The sequence below is a fragment of the Paractinoplanes deccanensis genome, assembly GCF_016862115.1.
GTDB classification, from domain to species: Bacteria; Actinomycetota; Actinomycetes; order Mycobacteriales; family Micromonosporaceae; genus Actinoplanes; species Actinoplanes deccanensis.
In genome coordinates this window covers 12,848-27,105 of the sequence record NZ_BOMI01000134.1, presented here as the reverse complement: position 1 = coordinate 27,105, position 14,258 = coordinate 12,848, and the positions used below count along the sequence as shown (strand labels likewise).

Genomic DNA, 14,258 nt, shown 5'->3' with positions numbered 1-14,258 from the left:
TCAGGGCTGGTGCGTCTCGGCGTACGCCTCCAGCCACGCCACCTGCGTCGGATCCAGGCTCGCTCGTACGCGTCCCCGCGCGGTAGCGACGTTGTCGGCGGTCACGGTCGTCGCCTCCAGCGAGTCGCGCATGGCCGCCAGCGCCGCCTCGCGGATCAGCGCCGCGCAGTCCGCCGCCGAGAAGCCCTCCAGCTCCGCGCCGAGCTTGCCCAGGTCGACCGACTCGTCGAGCGGCACGGCCTTGGCCGACGCCTCCAGGATCGCGGCGCGTGCCGTGGCGTCCGGCGGCGGAACGTACACCAGACGCTCGAGACGCCCCGGCCGCAGCAGGGCCGGATCGATCAGATCGGGCCGGTTCGTCGCGCCGACGACGACCACGTTGCGCAGGTCCTCCACGCCGTCGAGCTCGGTGAGCAGCGCCGCCACCACCCGGTCGGCCGTGCCGCCGTCGGTCGCCTGCCCGCGGGTCGGCGCGAGCGCGTCGACCTCGTCGAGGAAGACCAGCGTCGGCGCGGCCTCGCGGGCGCGGCGGAACAGCTCGCGCACCGCCCGCTCGCTGTCGCCGACCCACTTGCTCAGCAGCTCGGCGCCCTTGACCGACAGCACGTTCGCCTTGCCGGTGCCCGCGATCGCCTTGACCAGGTACGTCTTGCCGCAGCCGGGCGGGCCGTAGAGCAGGACGCCGCGCGGCGGGGAGACACCGAGCCGGGCGAACGTGTCCGGATAGGTCAGCGGCCACAGCACCGACTCGGTCAGCACCTGCTTGACGTCGGCCAGGTCGCCCACGTCGTCGAGGGTCACGGCGGCCACCTCGAGCGTCGAGTCGGCCATCGAGGTGGGCCGCACGACGTCGAGCGCGGCCTCGAAGTCGGCCATGGTCACCGTCGGCGACTCCGCTTCCTTCTGGCGCAGGGCGGCGCGCACACCGGCCTCGCGGGCCAGCGCGCCCAGGTCGGCCGCGACGAAGCCGGGAGTGCGCCCGGCGACCTCGTCGAGGCGTACGTCCTCGGCCAGGGGCATGCCGCGGGTCAGCACGCCGAGCTGTTCGCGGCGCAGCGCCTGATCGGGCAGGGGCACGGCCAGCTGTACGGCGAGCAGGTCGGGCGCGCGCAGCGACGGGTCGACCGACTCGGGCCGGCTGGTCGTGCAGACCACCGCCGCGCCGGAGCGCACCACCTCCTCGACGGTCTGCCGGAAGACGGTCGCGATCGGCTTCGGCTCGTCGCGCGGCGCGAGCGCGTCCACGTCGGAGAAGAGCAGCACCGCCGGGCCACCGGACCGCGCGTCGCGGGACAGCTCGCGCAGCCGGGCCGCGGCCGAGTCGGCGGCGAGCGCGGCCAGCTCCGGCGCCCACACCGGCAGGACCCGCGCGCCGACCTGGGCGGCCACCGCCCGTACCAGAGCGGACTTGCCCGACCCGGCCGGGCCGGAGATCAGCACGCCGAGCGACACCTTGGTGTTGAGCCGGGCCAGCACCTCGCCGTGGTGGAAGCCGAGGTCGAGCAGCTCCTCCAGCTCCTTGGCCTGGGCGCGCAGGCCCGGCAGGTCGTCGAGGCTCGGCGGCGGCACGTCGGGGTCGGTCGAGGCCGGCGCCGCGGGCTGGACCGCCGGGCCGGGCACGGGCGAGGAGGTCTGGCCGTCCTGCCAGCCGACCACCGTGTCCATGGTGACCACGGCGGAGCCGGCACCCGCCACCGCGACCACGGTGAGCAGGGCGGTCGTCCACTGGTAGCCGAGCCGGTTGCGCAGGTTGCGCCCGATGTCCTGCACCGGCATGCGCTGGCCCTCGCGCAGCGGCACGTCCTGCGGGTAGAGCGAGACGTTGTCGCCCTCGCTGAGCACCTTGCCGAGCAGCGCCAGGCGCAGGATCTCGGGCGAGACCAGCGCGACCACGTCGGCCGGGCCGGACAGGGTGACCCGCTGGGCGGCCACCGCCGGCAGTTTCGCGACGGTGACCCGGGCGCCGTCGCGGATGCCGAGGTTGCCCAGCGTCAGGTCGTCGGCGTAGAGGAACTCGCGGCCGGCGGACGGCTCGGCCTTGGCAGCCAGCGCGGCGGTCGTGCGGGTGCCGGTCAGGCGTACGGGATCACCGGGGTTGATCGCCAGAGCCGTCATGATCGCCGGATGCAACCGGACCACACCGCGGCGGTTGTCGAGACCGGCCAGCCGCAGGGTCGCCGTCAGCGTGAGTTCTTCGTCCACCGGCACAACGCTATCGTCCGACGGCTCCTGAGGGGTTTCACAGCCGTCGCTCAGATCGCTGCGGATAGCGTTTCGGTATGTCTTGGTCTTCACGGCTGCCCCGGCTCACCCGCGGCCGCGTCATCGCCGGCGCGGTGGTCCTCGTGCTCGTCGCCGGGCTGGCCGGATGGGCCGCGTGGCCGGAGACCGAGGACTGGACCTCGCGCGACCAGATGCTCACCGTGCCGACCGGGCCCGGCGGCCGCGGGTCGGTCGCCCTGGACACCCGGTTCTACCTGCCGAAGGACCGCGACGGCAAGGTGCCGGCGGTGCTGCTCGCGCACGGCTTCGGCGGGACCAAGGACTCCGTACGGGACGACGCCGAGTCCCTGGCGTCGCGGGGCTACGCGGTGCTCACGTGGACCGCGCAGGGCTTCGGGCGCAGCGGCGGCCAGATCCACCTCGACAACCCCGACTACGAGGTGCGCGACGCGCAGGGGCTGCTCGACTGGCTCGCCGGCCGCCCCGAGGTGCGCACCGACGCGGCCGGCGACCCGCGGGTCGGCGTGGTGGGTGGCTCCTACGGCGGCGCGCTCGCGCTGATGCTCGCCGGTCAGGACGCGCGGGTCGACGCGATCGTCCCGTCGATCACCTGGAACGACCTGGGCAACGTGTTCCTTGAGCAGTCGGCGGACACCGCCACGACCGGCGTCTTCAAGAAGGGCTGGGCCGGCGTCTTCTTCGGCTCGTCGGACGGCGGGCCGGGCGGCACCCCCGCGTGCGGGCGCTTCGCCGCCGACGTCTGCGCCGCGTACCTCCAGGTCGCGACCACCGGCGTGCCCGACCAGAAGACGCTCGACGTGCTGCGCGCGTCGAGCCCGGCCCCGATCCTCAGCAAGATCAAGGCGCCGGCGCTGCTCGTGCAGGGCGAGGTCGACACGCTCTTCCCGCTCTCCGAGGCCGACGCGAACGCGCGCGGCATCGCCGCCGCCGGCACGCCGGTGCGGGTGGCCTGGTTCACCGGCGGCCACGACGGCGGTGAGGGCCCGCAGACCGACCAGGACAGGGTGAAGCTCCTGACCCTCCAGTGGCTCGACCACTACGTGAAGGGCGAGGGCGACAAGCCGTCCGACAGCTTCACCTACTCGCGGGTGGCCGGCTTCAGCGCGCTCGACCGGGGGCTGGTGACCAACGGATACTCCACCGACGCGTACCCCGGCCTGAGCGGGACCGGCAGCACCCAGCTGTCGGTGGAGGGCCCGGCGCAGCCGATCGCGAACCCGCCGAACGGCAACCCCGGCGCGCTGTCGTCGCTGCCCGGCACGGGCGGGCGGCTCTCCGAGATCCTGGCGGGCGTGGCGTCGGACATCCCGGGCCAGTTCGCGGCCTTCCAGTCGTCGCCGCTGACCGAGGCGGTCGACGTGGCCGGCTCGCCCACCGTGCGGCTGCGGGCCGCCTCACCGACCGGCGAGGCCACACTCTTCGTCAAGCTCTACGACGTCGACCAGCAGGGCGCCGAGACGCTCAGCGCCGGCCTGGTCGCTCCGGTACGGCTCACCGGCCTGCCCAAGACGATCGACGCCGCGCCGCCGGTGACCGTCACGCTGCCCGCCATCGTGCGCCAGATCGACAAGGGCCATTCCGTACGCATCGTGGTCGCCACCACCGACCAGGCGTTCCTGTCGCCGACCCAGCCCGCCACCTACACGGTCGCCGTCGACCCGGCGCTGACCCTGCCGACGATCGTCGGCGAGCCGATCGCCAACCCGCAGACCGTGTGGCGCTACGTCCTCGCCGGGCTCCTGCTGGCGATCGTCGCCGGCCTCGTCGTGGTCCTGCTGGTGCGGCGCCGCCGGCTCCGGCGTCAGCACACCCCCACAGAGCAGGGGTACGCCGACACGCCGCTCGTCGTCAAGGGCCTGCGCAAGGAGTACGCGGACGGGTTCGTCGCCGTCGAGGAGATCGGCTTCACCGTCGAGCGGGGCCAGGTCGTCGGCCTCCTCGGCCCCAACGGCGCCGGCAAGACGACCACCCTGCGCGTGCTCATGGGCCTCACGATGCCGACCGCGGGCGAGGCGCTCGTCTTCGGCCACCGGCTCGTCCCCGGCTCGCCGGTGCTGTCCCGGGTGGGTGCGCTGGTCGAGGGCCCCGGCTTCCTGCCCCACCTGACCGGCTGGGAGAACCTCCAGGCGTACTGGCGGGCCACCGGCCGCCCGATCGAGGACGCCCGCTTCGAGGAGGCGCTGGAGATCGCCGGCCTGGGCTCGTCGGTGCACCGGCGCACCCGCAAGTACAGCCACGGCATGCGCCAGCGGCTCGCCATCGCCCAGGCCATGCTCGGCCTGCCCGAGCTGCTCGTGCTCGACGAGCCGACGGACGGGCTCGACCCGCCGCAGATCGCCGAGATGCGCCGCGTCCTCAAGCGCTACGCCACCGACGGCCGGGCCGTGCTGGTCTCCAGCCACCTGCTCGCCGAGGTCGAGCAGACCTGCACCCACGCCGTGGTGGTCAACAAGGGCCGCATCGTCGCGTCCGGCCCGGTCGAGGAGATCGTCGGCGAGTCGCCGTCCGTGCAGATCGAGGTCTCCGACGTGCCGGCCGCCGCCCAGGTGCTCAGCGGCCTCGGGGTCCGCTCGGTGACCCCCGACGGCCCCAACGGCCTGATCGTGGACATGAACGGAACCCCACGCTCCGAGGTCGTCGCGTCGCTGGTGCGCGCCGGGGTGGACGTGGACAGGGTGGTGCCGCGCAGGCGGCTCGAAGACGCTTTCCTGGCCCTGGTCGGCGAAAGCTCGGCGGGAAGTGGAGACCGATGAGCGTGCTGACGAACGCGGGCGCGACCGGCTACCGGCCGTCCCGCACCCTGCCCCTGCGGGCCGAGATCCGCCGGCAGGCCTCCCGCCGGCGCACGCAGGGCGCGCTGGGCTTCATGGCCCTGCTCCCGCTGATCGTCCTGGTGGCCTTCGCCTTCGGCGGCAACAACGACGAAGGCTCCGAGGGCGGCGCCTTCGACAGCCTCGTCGACCTGGCCACCTCCGGCGGCCTCAACTTCGCCCTGTTCTGCCTGGCCGTGTCGGCCGGCTTCCTGCTGGTGGTGGTCGTGGCCCTGTTCTGCGGCGACCCGGTCGCCAGCGAGGCCGGCTGGGGCAGCCTGCGCTATCTGCTGGCCATCCCGGTGCCACGAGCCCGGCTGCTGGCGACGAAGCTGATCGCCGCCCTGCTCTACTCGCTGCTGGCCCTGGTCATCCTCACCGGGGTGGCCCTGCTGGCGGGCACGCTGCGCTACGGCTGGCACCCGCTGGGCAGCACGGTGGCTGCTGAGATCCCACCCGGCCAGGGCCTGCTGCGCATCCTCGGCGTGGCCGGCTACCTGGCGGTCTCGATGCTGGTGGTGGCGGGCCTCGCGTTCCTGCTGACGGTGCTGACCGACGCGCCCCTGGCCGCGGTCGGCGGCGCCGTGATGCTCTGGATCCTGTCGAGCATCCTCGACCAGATCACCGCCCTGGGCGGCATCCGCAACGTCCTGCCGACCCACTACAGCGACGCGTGGATGGGCCTGCTCTCCACCCCGGCCCAGGTCGACGACCTGGTCAAGGGCGCGATCAGCGCCGTCTGCTACGCCACGGTGTGCTGGTCGCTGGCGTTCTGGCGCTTCACCCGCAAGGACGTCACGTCGTAGCCGCGTTCAGTTTTGCGCGATGTTCAGTTAAACTGAACAGGCACAGATAATGAACGAAGTCGGGTGTTGACGCCATGAGTGCTCTCTTGGATGCCGTGCGGGAGCGGCTGCGCGAGTTCGGCATCACGCTCGAGGTGCAGCGGCAGGCCGCCGACGCACACATTGACGCGATCGTCACCCTGTCGCGCGAGGGCCAGTCACAGCGGTATGCCGCCGAAGCCAGAGCGACGATGACACTCGGTTCGACCGTCAGGGATGCACAGGACCGATTCGAAGGGGCGGTCGACCCGCTGCTTGTCATCGGCCACCGCATCAGCCCACGCAGCGCTGACGCCTTCCGCGCCGCGGGTATTCAGTTCGCGGATGCTCTGGGCAACGCCTTCCTCGCCTTCGGCAGCGTGTTGATCGATGTGCGGGGCCGCACCGAATCGGCGGCCGCCTCCTCCGGCGCCTACCGTCCGGCCGACCGGTCACCGCATCCGGCCAATCTCTTCAGTTCCCGGCGCGCGCAAGTCATCCTCGTGCTGCTGGCCTGGCCGGAGCTTTCGCGCATGACGGTTCGGGAGATCGCAACCGCTTCCGGTGTCTCTACGGGGCAGGCGCATGACACCCTGAATCGGCTCCAGCAGGCCGGATTCCTGGTGCCGGACTCCAAGAGACTGGAACGGACCGACCAACTTCTCGACCTCTGTACCGCCGCGTATTTGACAGGTTTGGGCCCGCGACTGGAACTGGCCAGGTACCACGGTGACCCGTCCCGGCCCCTCAGTGGAGTGACGCCTGAGCGGCGGGTCTATCGCAGCGGCGAGTCGGCTGTGGGCAGCGGAGTTGTGCGTCCGGCGACCTTGACGCTCTATCTCGACGACCCGAATCCGAAGTTTCCGATCCTGAATCGATGGGACGCAAGCCCGGACCACGAGCCGAACATCTTCGTCCGGCGGAAATTCTGGTCATCGCCAAGGGCTAGCGAGGAGAAATTTTCGGCAGACGGGCAAAACGCACCGTGGCCGCTGGTCTACGCCGATCTCATCGCCGCCCGCGATGCCCGCCTCCGTGAAGTCGCACAGAGCTGGAGGGCTCGCTGTGCTCGATCTGACGAAGTGTGATCCTTCGCTGCTCCAACTCCCTGATGCGGTGATCACCGCGCTTCTGGCACGGTCGACCTCATTGCCGGCTCAACAGGTGATGATCGTGGGCGCGCATTGCCGCGACATCCTGCGTAGCGCCTCGGGGCAGCAAGCTGGACTCAGGACTACGGAGGACATCGACTTCGGCCTGGCGTTGGCCGATTGGACCTCGTACAGCGGACTGACGGACAACCTGGAACCGGCCGGCGGAACGGGCATCCGGTACAAGGTCGTCGGTGTCCCTACCGACCTCATTCCCTTCGGCAACGTGGAACAGCCGCCAGGCACGGTGAATCCGCCGGCTCGCGGTGAGTCGATGGGGGTGTTCGGCTTCACCGAAGTCTTCAAAGCCTCCCAGCCGCTTGTTCTGCCCCATGCCGGGACGATTCGCATCCCTACAGTCGCCGGCTACGCCGCACTCAAGTTGGCCGCATGGCTCGACCGTAGCGCCTACAACAAATACAAGGATGCTTCCGACATCGCCTCGGTTCTCCATTGGTATTCGGAGTCGCCGGAGGTCTCCACGTTTCTCTACGAGACGGAAGAGGGCGTGGAGATCCTCGTGAACGAAGGGGCCGACTACCCCGTGGCGGCCGCCCGGCTCCTCGGCCGAGACATCGCCGCGATCCTTGGCAGCCGTACCTCTGAGCTCACGCGAGTCTGGCCGGGCCCGCGGGCAGACTCCCTCTACTACGAGATGACCGCGACGGGGGCTCCCAACTGGCCCGGCAGTTCGAGCCGCCGCAGAGAGCTTGTCCAGGGAATGGAGCGCGGTCTCGGCATGGACCCGGCCGGCTGATGCAGCGTTCAGGAATCCCGGCTGTTCGGGAAAATGAACACGGCTCGAAACTGAACGCGGGAGGGCTGCGGACCGATAACCGGTGGCGTGGGCGTGTGCCGGTCGGGAGGATCGGTGCGTGGATGTGGATCTCTGGCCGTTGTTCGGGCTATCGGTCGGCACGGGGCGGCTGGAGCTGCGGCTTCCTCGGGAGGCCGAGGTGATGGAGCTGGCCCGGCTGGCCGGCGAGGGGGTGCACCGGGACGGTGAGCGGCCCTTCCTCACGCCCTGGACCGAGGGGAGTGCCGAGGAGCGGGCACGCCGGGTGCTTCAGGGGCACTGGGGCGATCTCGCCTCGTGGAGCGTCGAGTCGTGGTCGCTGGGGCTCGGGGTGTTTCTCGGCGGCGCGGTGATCGGGTCGGTTGGTCTGCGTGCGCGGGACTTTCCCGTCGTACGGGAGGTGAAGACGTCCTCGTGGCTCGGGGTCGAGCATCACGGCCGTGGGTACGGGACCGAGGCGCGCGCCGGTGTGCTGGCGCTGGCGTTCGAGCACCTCGGTGCGAGCGCGGCGCTCAGTGAGGTGTTCCGGGACAACCACGCGTCGCAGGCCGTGTCGCGCAAGCTCGGCTATGAGCGCGACGGGATCTCGGTCGATGCCCGCGACGGGGAGGCGCTGCTCTCCGATCGGCTGCGGCTGACCAGGGAGAAGTGGGTGGCGCTGGCTCGTCCGCCGGTGGTGGTGGACGGGCTTGGCGGCTGCCTGGCGATGTTCGGGCTGTAACGGGACGGGTGGGCGTTTCCGCGGAAGGGTGTGGCTCACACCTCGGGATCCCACGAGCCGCCGGGCGGGATTTCGTCGTAAGGTGTTCGAAACACAACTGAATACCTCATCCAGAGGGGCAGAGGGAACGGCCCGATGAAGCCCCGGCAACCACCGCGCAGTCTCGACGACGAGGCCGAGCCCGGCAGGTGCTAATTCCGTCCCCGGTCGGCAGGTCGCCGCGGGGAAAGATGAGAGGGAAGGCCTCGATGACGTCTACCGTCAGTGCACCCAGCGCTACCACCACCACCTCGCCCGCCAAGGGTCTCGTGTGCCGTGCGTGCGGTGCGGAATACCCGCTGGTCGCGCAGCACGCGTGTTACGAGTGTTTCGGCCCGCTCGAGGTCGCGTACGACCAGGCGGCGCTCGCGCGGGTGACCCGGGCCGACATCGAGTCGGGCCCGCAGAACATCTGGCGGTACGCGGCGCTGCTGCCCGCCGGCCAGGACCCGGCGACCCGGGTGACGCTCGACCCGGGGCTGACGCCGCTGGTCAGCGCGCCGGCGCTCGCCGCCGCGGTGGGGCTGCGCGCTCCGCTCCACGTCAAGGACGACTCGGCCAACCCGACCCACTCGTTCAAGGACCGGGTCGTCTCGGTCGCGCTCACGGCCGCCCGCGGGCTCGGGTTCACCCGGTTCGCCTGCGCGTCCACCGGCAACCTGGCCAACTCGGTCGCCGCGCACGCGGCCCGGGCCGGTGCGCCGAGCATCGTCTTCATCCCGTACGACCTGGAGCAGGGCAAGGTCATCACCACCGCGGTGTACGGCGGTGACCTGGTGGCGATCGAGGGGTCGTACGACGACGTGAACCGGCTCTGCGGCGAGCTGGTCGAGACCGACGAGTTCGAGGACACGGCGTTCGTCAACGTCAACGTGCGCCCGTTCTACGCCGAGGGCTCCAAGACCCTGGGGTACGAGGTGGCCGAGCAGCTGGGCTGGCGCATCCCCGCACAGGTGGTGATCCCGATGGCCTCCGGTGAGCTGCTGACCAAGGTGGACAAGGCGTTCAGCGAGCTCGTCGAGATCGGCCTGGCCGAGGCGCCCGAGGGCGGCTGGACGGTCTTCGGCGCGCAGTCCGCCGGCTGCAACCCGATCGCCACCGCGCTGCACAACGGCACCGACGAGATCGTCCCGGTGAAGCCGACCGGCATCGCGAAGTCGCTGAACATCGGCGACCCGGCCGCGGGGGCGTACGCGATCGAGGCCGTCAAGCGCACCGGCGGCTGGATGGACTACGCGGACGACGAGGAGATCCGCGCGGGCATCCGGCTGCTGGCCGAGACGACCGGCATCTTCGCCGAGACCGCGGGCGGCACGACGGTCGCCGTACTCAAGAAGCTGGTCGAGAGCGGCAAGCTCGACCCCGAGAAGGAGACCGTCGTCTACAACACCGGCGAGGGTCTCAAGACGCTCGACGCGGTCGCCGGCCAGGTCGGGCCGACGCACACGATCAAGCCGTCGCTCAAGGGAGCACGCGAGGCCGGCCTGCTCGGATGACGCTGTGTAGTCGGCTATCTGCCACCAAGTGAGAAATCCATCGCGAGAGGACTTGCGAACCGATCACAGGGTCGGCAGGATGCTCTCTGCGGGAGGGCGCGACGCCGTACGCGGACCCTCACTCTCGAGCTTGGCGACAATCTCTCGAGGGACCCAACGACCCACTGCCGGAGGCGGTGTGCGTCCGTTCTCCCGACCAAATTCGTTCGCGTTCATGGCCGTCACCGGGCAGGGTGGCGGCCATGCGCGTTTCCATCGAGCCTCTTGATTCTCACGAGACCGCCTACGAGATCCGGTCGGCCGTGCAGAAGCACGACGTGCCCGACATTCCCTTCGGGACAAAAGCGAACTTCATCGCCACGATCGACAATCCACCACCCGGTCACGAGTTCGAGCGATATATCGGGCGGCTGGACGGTGAGCCGGCGGGCTTCCTCGAGCTGCGGCTGTTCCAGCTGGACAACCTCGCCAACGTCGAGGTCGAGCTCGAGGTGCTGCCCGAGCATCGCCGCAAGGGCGTGGGCCGCGCCCTGTACGCCCTGGTGCTCGACCGCGCCGCCGAGCACGGCCGCAAGCACGTCATGGGCGCCACCGTGGACAGGTTCCCCGACGGCGCGGCGTTCGCCACGGCCATGGGTGCGGTGGCGGGCCTCGAGGACACGCGCAGCCGGCTCGACCTGACCCAGGCCGACACGGCCCACCTCGACGAGCTGCGTGCGGAGGCGCTGCCGTACGCCGAGGGCTACCGCGTGATCGACTGGCTCGGCGTGCCGCCCGACGACATCATCGACGACGTCGCCTACCTCGAGAGCCGGCTGATGGCCGACGCGCCCACCGGCGACATGGCGTGGGAGCCCGAGAAGATCGACGCCGACCGGCTCCGCAGGGACCAGGAGGCGCGCGAGAAGAGGGGCCGGGTCAGCTACTGCGCCGGCGCGTTGCGGGGCGACCGGCTGGTGGCCTGGACGACCATCGCGGGCGAGCGCGACCTGCCGCAACAGGCGTGGCAGCAGACCACGCTGGTCGACCCGGAGCATCGCGGGCACCGGCTCGGCATGCTGGTGAAACTCGCGAACCTGGACAACATCCGGCGTAACCGGCCCGGCATCGAGGCGATCGACACGTTCAACGCCTCGCAGAACGAGTACATGTTGCGGATCAACCGGGCCATCGGCTTCCGGGCGGTCGACATCTGGACGGAATGGCAGCACAACCTGTGACCCGAGTACGTATCGAGGAGCTGGGCGACGCTGTCGAGGCGGCGTACGAGATCGCGCGGACGTGTCAGGCGTACGACCAGCCCGATGTGCCGTTCTCGACGCTCGACGACTTCCGGGCGTTCCTGACGACCGGATGGCCGGGCTACGGCCACGAGCGCTACCTCGGGTTCCTGGACGGCGCGCCGGTCGGTCGGATGAACCTGGCCATCGCGCAGGACGACAACCTCGACACCGTGATGATCGAGATGAGCGTGCTGCCGGAGGCGCGGCGGCACGGGGTCGGGCGGGCGCTGTTCGACCTTGCTGCCGAGCGCACGCGGGCCCTCGGCCGCCGCCATCTGATCGGCGGATCCGTGCAGCGGCATCCCGACGGCGGCGCGTTCGCCACGGCGATGGGTGCCAAGCCCGGCCTCGAGGAGCTTCGCAGCCGTCTCGACGTGCGGACGGCCGACGATGCGCTGCTGGGCCGGCTGCACGCCGACGCCCTCGCCCACTCGGGCGGATACCGGCTCGTCCGGTGGACCGGGGTGCCGCCCGACGAGATCATCGACGACGTCGCCTACCTGGACGGCCGGCTGAACGCGGACGCTCCGGTCGGCGACCTGTCGATCGAGCCGGAGAAGGTCGACGCGGAGCGGGTCCGCCAGAGCGAGCTGGCGCGCATCGCGCGCGGGCGCATGAGCTACAACACCGGGGCGCTGCGGGGTGACCGGCTGGTGGCGTGGACGGCGATCGCCGTCGAGCCGGCCGCGCCGCGGCAGGCGTGGCAGAACATCACGCTGGTCGACCCGGACCACCGCGGCCACCGGCTCGGCCTGCTGGTCAAGATCGAAAACCTGCGGTACGTCCGCGCGGAGCAGCCGGGGCTCGAGGTCATCGACACGTTCAACGCGGCGGCCAACGAGCACATGCTGCGGATCAACCGCGCGATGGGCTTCCGGGAGGTGGAGACGGTCGTCCAGTGGCAGCGGACCCTGGCCTGACGTGCCGCCGGTAGCCGCCCGACTCCAGGCCGGCCATCCGCTCGAAGATGTTGCGGGTGCCGTAGTGGCGGGCGACCGCGTACGAATAACCGCACGCCAGCCAGTAGGCCGGCCAGAACAGCGGGCCCAGCACCGCGTACTGCGTGGCGTGGTTGCTCTCGTGGCCGAAGAGGGCCGCCTTCTCGTCGGAGAGCAGCCACTCGGCGGTGCGCCTGGTCATGATGACCGAGCCGACGGTGAAGCAGGTCGCGGGCGGCACGGGCAGGCGGTAACCCTCGGCGATCAGCACGCCGTTGCGCCCGCGGCGCAGCTTGGCGCCGCCGAGCTTCGCGACGAGCAGGCCGACCGCCGTGGTGCCGTTCACCGCGGTGACGATCGAGCGCGCCACATGCCGCCGCGCCATCAGATCCGCCGTCGCATGCGCAACTCGGTCAGCGCCGGCAACACGGGGTGCGGCACGCGCTCGCCGGTGTCTTCGAACCCCAGCTTCTCGTACGCCCGCACGGCGCGCTCGTTGCCGACGACCACCTCGAGCATCGCGCGACGCCGCCCGGCGGCGCGCGACCAGTCGAAGACCGCCTCGGCGAGCTCGGCCAGGACCTTGCCACCGCGGTACGCCGGAGTGACGTAGACGGCGAAGATGACCGTCTCGGCCGACGACTCGTGGGTGACCGTGCCGCCGGCGTGACCGATGAGCCGCTTGCCGGGGCCGGGATCGGCGACGAACTGGGCCAGCTCGGGCCCGGCCGCCGCCTGGGCGATGCGCTGCCGGTAGCCCTCGTGCGACCGGGCAGCCGCCTGGGCGAGCGTCTCGAGGAAGGCGAGCGGGGCGTCGGCGAGCATCTCGAGCCGGAGGGCCCGCATCCGCGCCGCGTCGTCGACGGTGACCCGGTGCACGCTCCAGCTGTCCATGCCGTCCTGACTACCCCGAGACCATGCCCGCGGCAACCTGTTGCCCGGAATCGGACGAGCGTGTCGCGCGGGTGGCGGCCCGGGGTGGTGCTGGTGCAAGGTGTCTCGATGGATCAGGTCGAGGGCGCCATGCACATGGTCGAAGGCCCGGTGGTGGTGGCCGCCGACCCCTTCGACCCCGAGTCGCGGACCGCGGAGCTGCCGCGTGGCGGGGCACCCGATCCGGTGATTCCGGGGGTCGTCGACCCGCTGGTGCCGGCGGCCGGGTCGGGGCTGCGGGGCTGGGCCGGCCGGGTGGGCGCGGCTCTGGTGCGCGACGGGCTCGGGTTGCTGCCCGTGATGGCGCTGGCGGCGCTGCCGATGCACTTCTTCGTGGGGCGGCTCGACGACACGGTGATCGCGGCGCCGGCGCTCTTCGACCTGGCGGGTGGGTTCGGGCTGCTGCTGCTTCCGCTCATGTGGGTGGCTTATCTGACAGTGTCGGCGCTGCCGCTGGTGGTCTGCCTGGCGGGGGCGGTCGGCGTGGTCGTGCCGTCCGCCGCCGACGGGGTGCGGCCGCGGCCGCGGGAGGTCTGGGCGTCGGTACGGGACAGGCTGCGCGCGCTGTGGCTGTGGTTCGCCGTCGTGGGGCTGGTGACCGGCGGGCTGGCGCTCGTCACGGTGCCGGCGGTGGCCGCGGTGGCCTCCACGGGGCTGATGACCCTCGCCGGGGTGTTCGGGTGCGGGCTGCTGATCGAACGCGGTCATGGGGTGCGGCGTTCGCGGCATCTGCTCGCCCGGGCGCCGCTGGCCGGGCTCCTCGGTTGCTCGGCGCTGGCCGCGGTGCTGCCGCTGGTGGCCGACGAGCTGGTCGGCGGGGTCGCCGCGACGGCCGTCGCGGTGCTCGCGGTTCAGGTGTGGGCGGTCGGCGCCCTGGTCACATACGCCCAGGCGCGCCGCCGGGAAGCGCCGGTGACCAGCGGGTCGTTGCGCGCTGAGCTGAAAGCTCCTGAGGAGTGGCTTAGGTAAACCTGGGACTCCTTGCACTCGCCACCCGAGAGTGCTAAACAAGTCATTGGCACT

Annotated in this window: 12 protein-coding genes and 1 riboswitch; of the genes, 9 read left to right on the top strand and 3 right to left on the bottom strand. The window is 71.4% G+C overall.

Features of this window, described 5'->3' with window-relative positions:
* Window positions 1–2,202, bottom strand: a complete 2,202-nt coding sequence (locus Ade02nite_RS33195) for an AAA family ATPase (RefSeq protein ID WP_203772488.1) — start codon at window positions 2,200–2,202, stop codon at window positions 1–3.
* 77 nt (window positions 2,203–2,279) lie between these two features.
* Between Ade02nite_RS33195 and Ade02nite_RS33190 the strand changes: the two genes are divergently transcribed.
* The 8 genes from Ade02nite_RS33190 to Ade02nite_RS33155 all read left to right on the top strand — a co-directional run bounded on the left by Ade02nite_RS33190 (window position 2,280) and on the right by Ade02nite_RS33155 (window position 12,284).
* Entirely contained in the window at window positions 2,280–4,997 is a 2,718-nt protein-coding gene (locus Ade02nite_RS33190; RefSeq protein ID WP_203772485.1) for an alpha/beta fold hydrolase, read from the top strand.
* The gene (locus Ade02nite_RS33185; RefSeq protein ID WP_203772483.1) at window positions 4,994–5,860 is read left to right on the top strand and encodes an ABC transporter permease; all 867 of its coding nucleotides are present in this window, start codon (window positions 4,994–4,996) and stop codon (window positions 5,858–5,860) included. Before Ade02nite_RS33190 ends, Ade02nite_RS33185 begins: the two co-directional genes overlap by 4 nt.
* 74 nt (window positions 5,861–5,934) lie before the next feature.
* Window positions 5,935–6,966 (top strand): type IV toxin-antitoxin system AbiEi family antitoxin, encoded by a 1,032-nt coding sequence (locus tag Ade02nite_RS33180; RefSeq protein ID WP_203772481.1) that lies wholly within the window; start codon window positions 5,935–5,937, stop codon window positions 6,964–6,966.
* Window positions 6,944–7,786 (top strand): hypothetical protein, encoded by an 843-nt coding sequence (locus Ade02nite_RS33175; RefSeq protein WP_203772479.1) that lies wholly within the window; start codon window positions 6,944–6,946, stop codon window positions 7,784–7,786. Before Ade02nite_RS33180 ends, Ade02nite_RS33175 begins: the two co-directional genes overlap by 23 nt.
* Window positions 7,787–7,904: 118 nt before the next feature.
* Window positions 7,905–8,546 carry a GNAT family N-acetyltransferase gene (locus tag Ade02nite_RS33170; protein WP_203772477.1) on the top strand — a complete coding sequence of 214 codons (642 nt, stop codon included), beginning with the start codon at window positions 7,905–7,907 and terminating at the stop codon, window positions 8,544–8,546.
* A 103-nt stretch (window positions 8,547–8,649) separates the two neighbouring features.
* A riboswitch (SAM riboswitch) is annotated at window positions 8,650–8,783 on the top strand.
* A gap of 11 nt (window positions 8,784–8,794) precedes the next feature.
* The gene (thrC, locus tag Ade02nite_RS33165; protein WP_203772475.1) at window positions 8,795–10,081 is read left to right on the top strand and encodes a threonine synthase; all 1,287 of its coding nucleotides are present in this window, start codon (window positions 8,795–8,797) and stop codon (window positions 10,079–10,081) included.
* 242 nt (window positions 10,082–10,323) lie between these two features.
* Window positions 10,324–11,301, top strand: coding sequence for a GNAT family N-acetyltransferase (locus Ade02nite_RS33160; protein ID WP_203772473.1), 978 nt, complete (start codon window positions 10,324–10,326; stop codon window positions 11,299–11,301).
* Window positions 11,298–12,284 (top strand): GNAT family N-acetyltransferase, encoded by a 987-nt coding sequence (locus Ade02nite_RS33155; protein ID WP_203772471.1) that lies wholly within the window; start codon window positions 11,298–11,300, stop codon window positions 12,282–12,284. The genes Ade02nite_RS33160 and Ade02nite_RS33155 overlap by 4 nt, the downstream gene beginning before the upstream one ends.
* Here the strand turns inward: Ade02nite_RS33155 and Ade02nite_RS33150 are convergent.
* Together Ade02nite_RS33150 and Ade02nite_RS33145 are read right to left on the bottom strand one after the other, a co-directional pair.
* Window positions 12,220–12,687 carry a hypothetical protein gene (locus tag Ade02nite_RS33150; RefSeq protein WP_203772469.1) on the bottom strand — a complete coding sequence of 156 codons (468 nt, stop codon included), beginning with the start codon at window positions 12,685–12,687 and terminating at the stop codon, window positions 12,220–12,222. The two genes, Ade02nite_RS33155 and Ade02nite_RS33150, sit on opposite strands and share 65 nt — an antisense overlap.
* Window positions 12,687–13,196, bottom strand: a complete 510-nt coding sequence (locus tag Ade02nite_RS33145) for a GNAT family N-acetyltransferase (protein WP_203772467.1) — start codon at window positions 13,194–13,196, stop codon at window positions 12,687–12,689. The genes Ade02nite_RS33150 and Ade02nite_RS33145 overlap by 1 nt, the downstream gene beginning before the upstream one ends.
* Window positions 13,197–13,304: 108 nt before the next feature.
* On the opposite strand from Ade02nite_RS33145, the gene Ade02nite_RS33140 reads away from it, so the two are divergent.
* Window positions 13,305–14,204, top strand: a complete 900-nt coding sequence (locus Ade02nite_RS33140; protein WP_203772465.1) for a hypothetical protein — start codon at window positions 13,305–13,307, stop codon at window positions 14,202–14,204.
* The last annotated feature ends 54 nt before the right edge of the window (window positions 14,205–14,258 follow it).

Coding starts and splice junctions, on each gene's coding strand:
- Ade02nite_RS33190 (WP_203772485.1), top strand. CDS start 2,280: ATGTCTTGGTCTTCACGGCTGCCCCGGCTCACCCGCGGCCGCGTCATC.
- Ade02nite_RS33185 (WP_203772483.1), top strand. CDS start 4,994: ATGAGCGTGCTGACGAACGCGGGCGCGACCGGCTACCGGCCGTCCCGC.
- Ade02nite_RS33180 (WP_203772481.1), top strand. CDS start 5,935: ATGAGTGCTCTCTTGGATGCCGTGCGGGAGCGGCTGCGCGAGTTCGGC.
- thrC (WP_203772475.1), top strand. CDS start 8,795: ATGACGTCTACCGTCAGTGCACCCAGCGCTACCACCACCACCTCGCCC.
- Ade02nite_RS33160 (WP_203772473.1), top strand. CDS start 10,324: ATGCGCGTTTCCATCGAGCCTCTTGATTCTCACGAGACCGCCTACGAG.
- Ade02nite_RS33150 (WP_203772469.1), bottom strand. CDS start 12,687: ATGGCGCGGCGGCATGTGGCGCGCTCGATCGTCACCGCGGTGAACGGC.
- Ade02nite_RS33145 (WP_203772467.1), bottom strand. CDS start 13,196: ATGGACAGCTGGAGCGTGCACCGGGTCACCGTCGACGACGCGGCGCGG.
- Ade02nite_RS33140 (WP_203772465.1), top strand. CDS start 13,305: ATGGATCAGGTCGAGGGCGCCATGCACATGGTCGAAGGCCCGGTGGTG.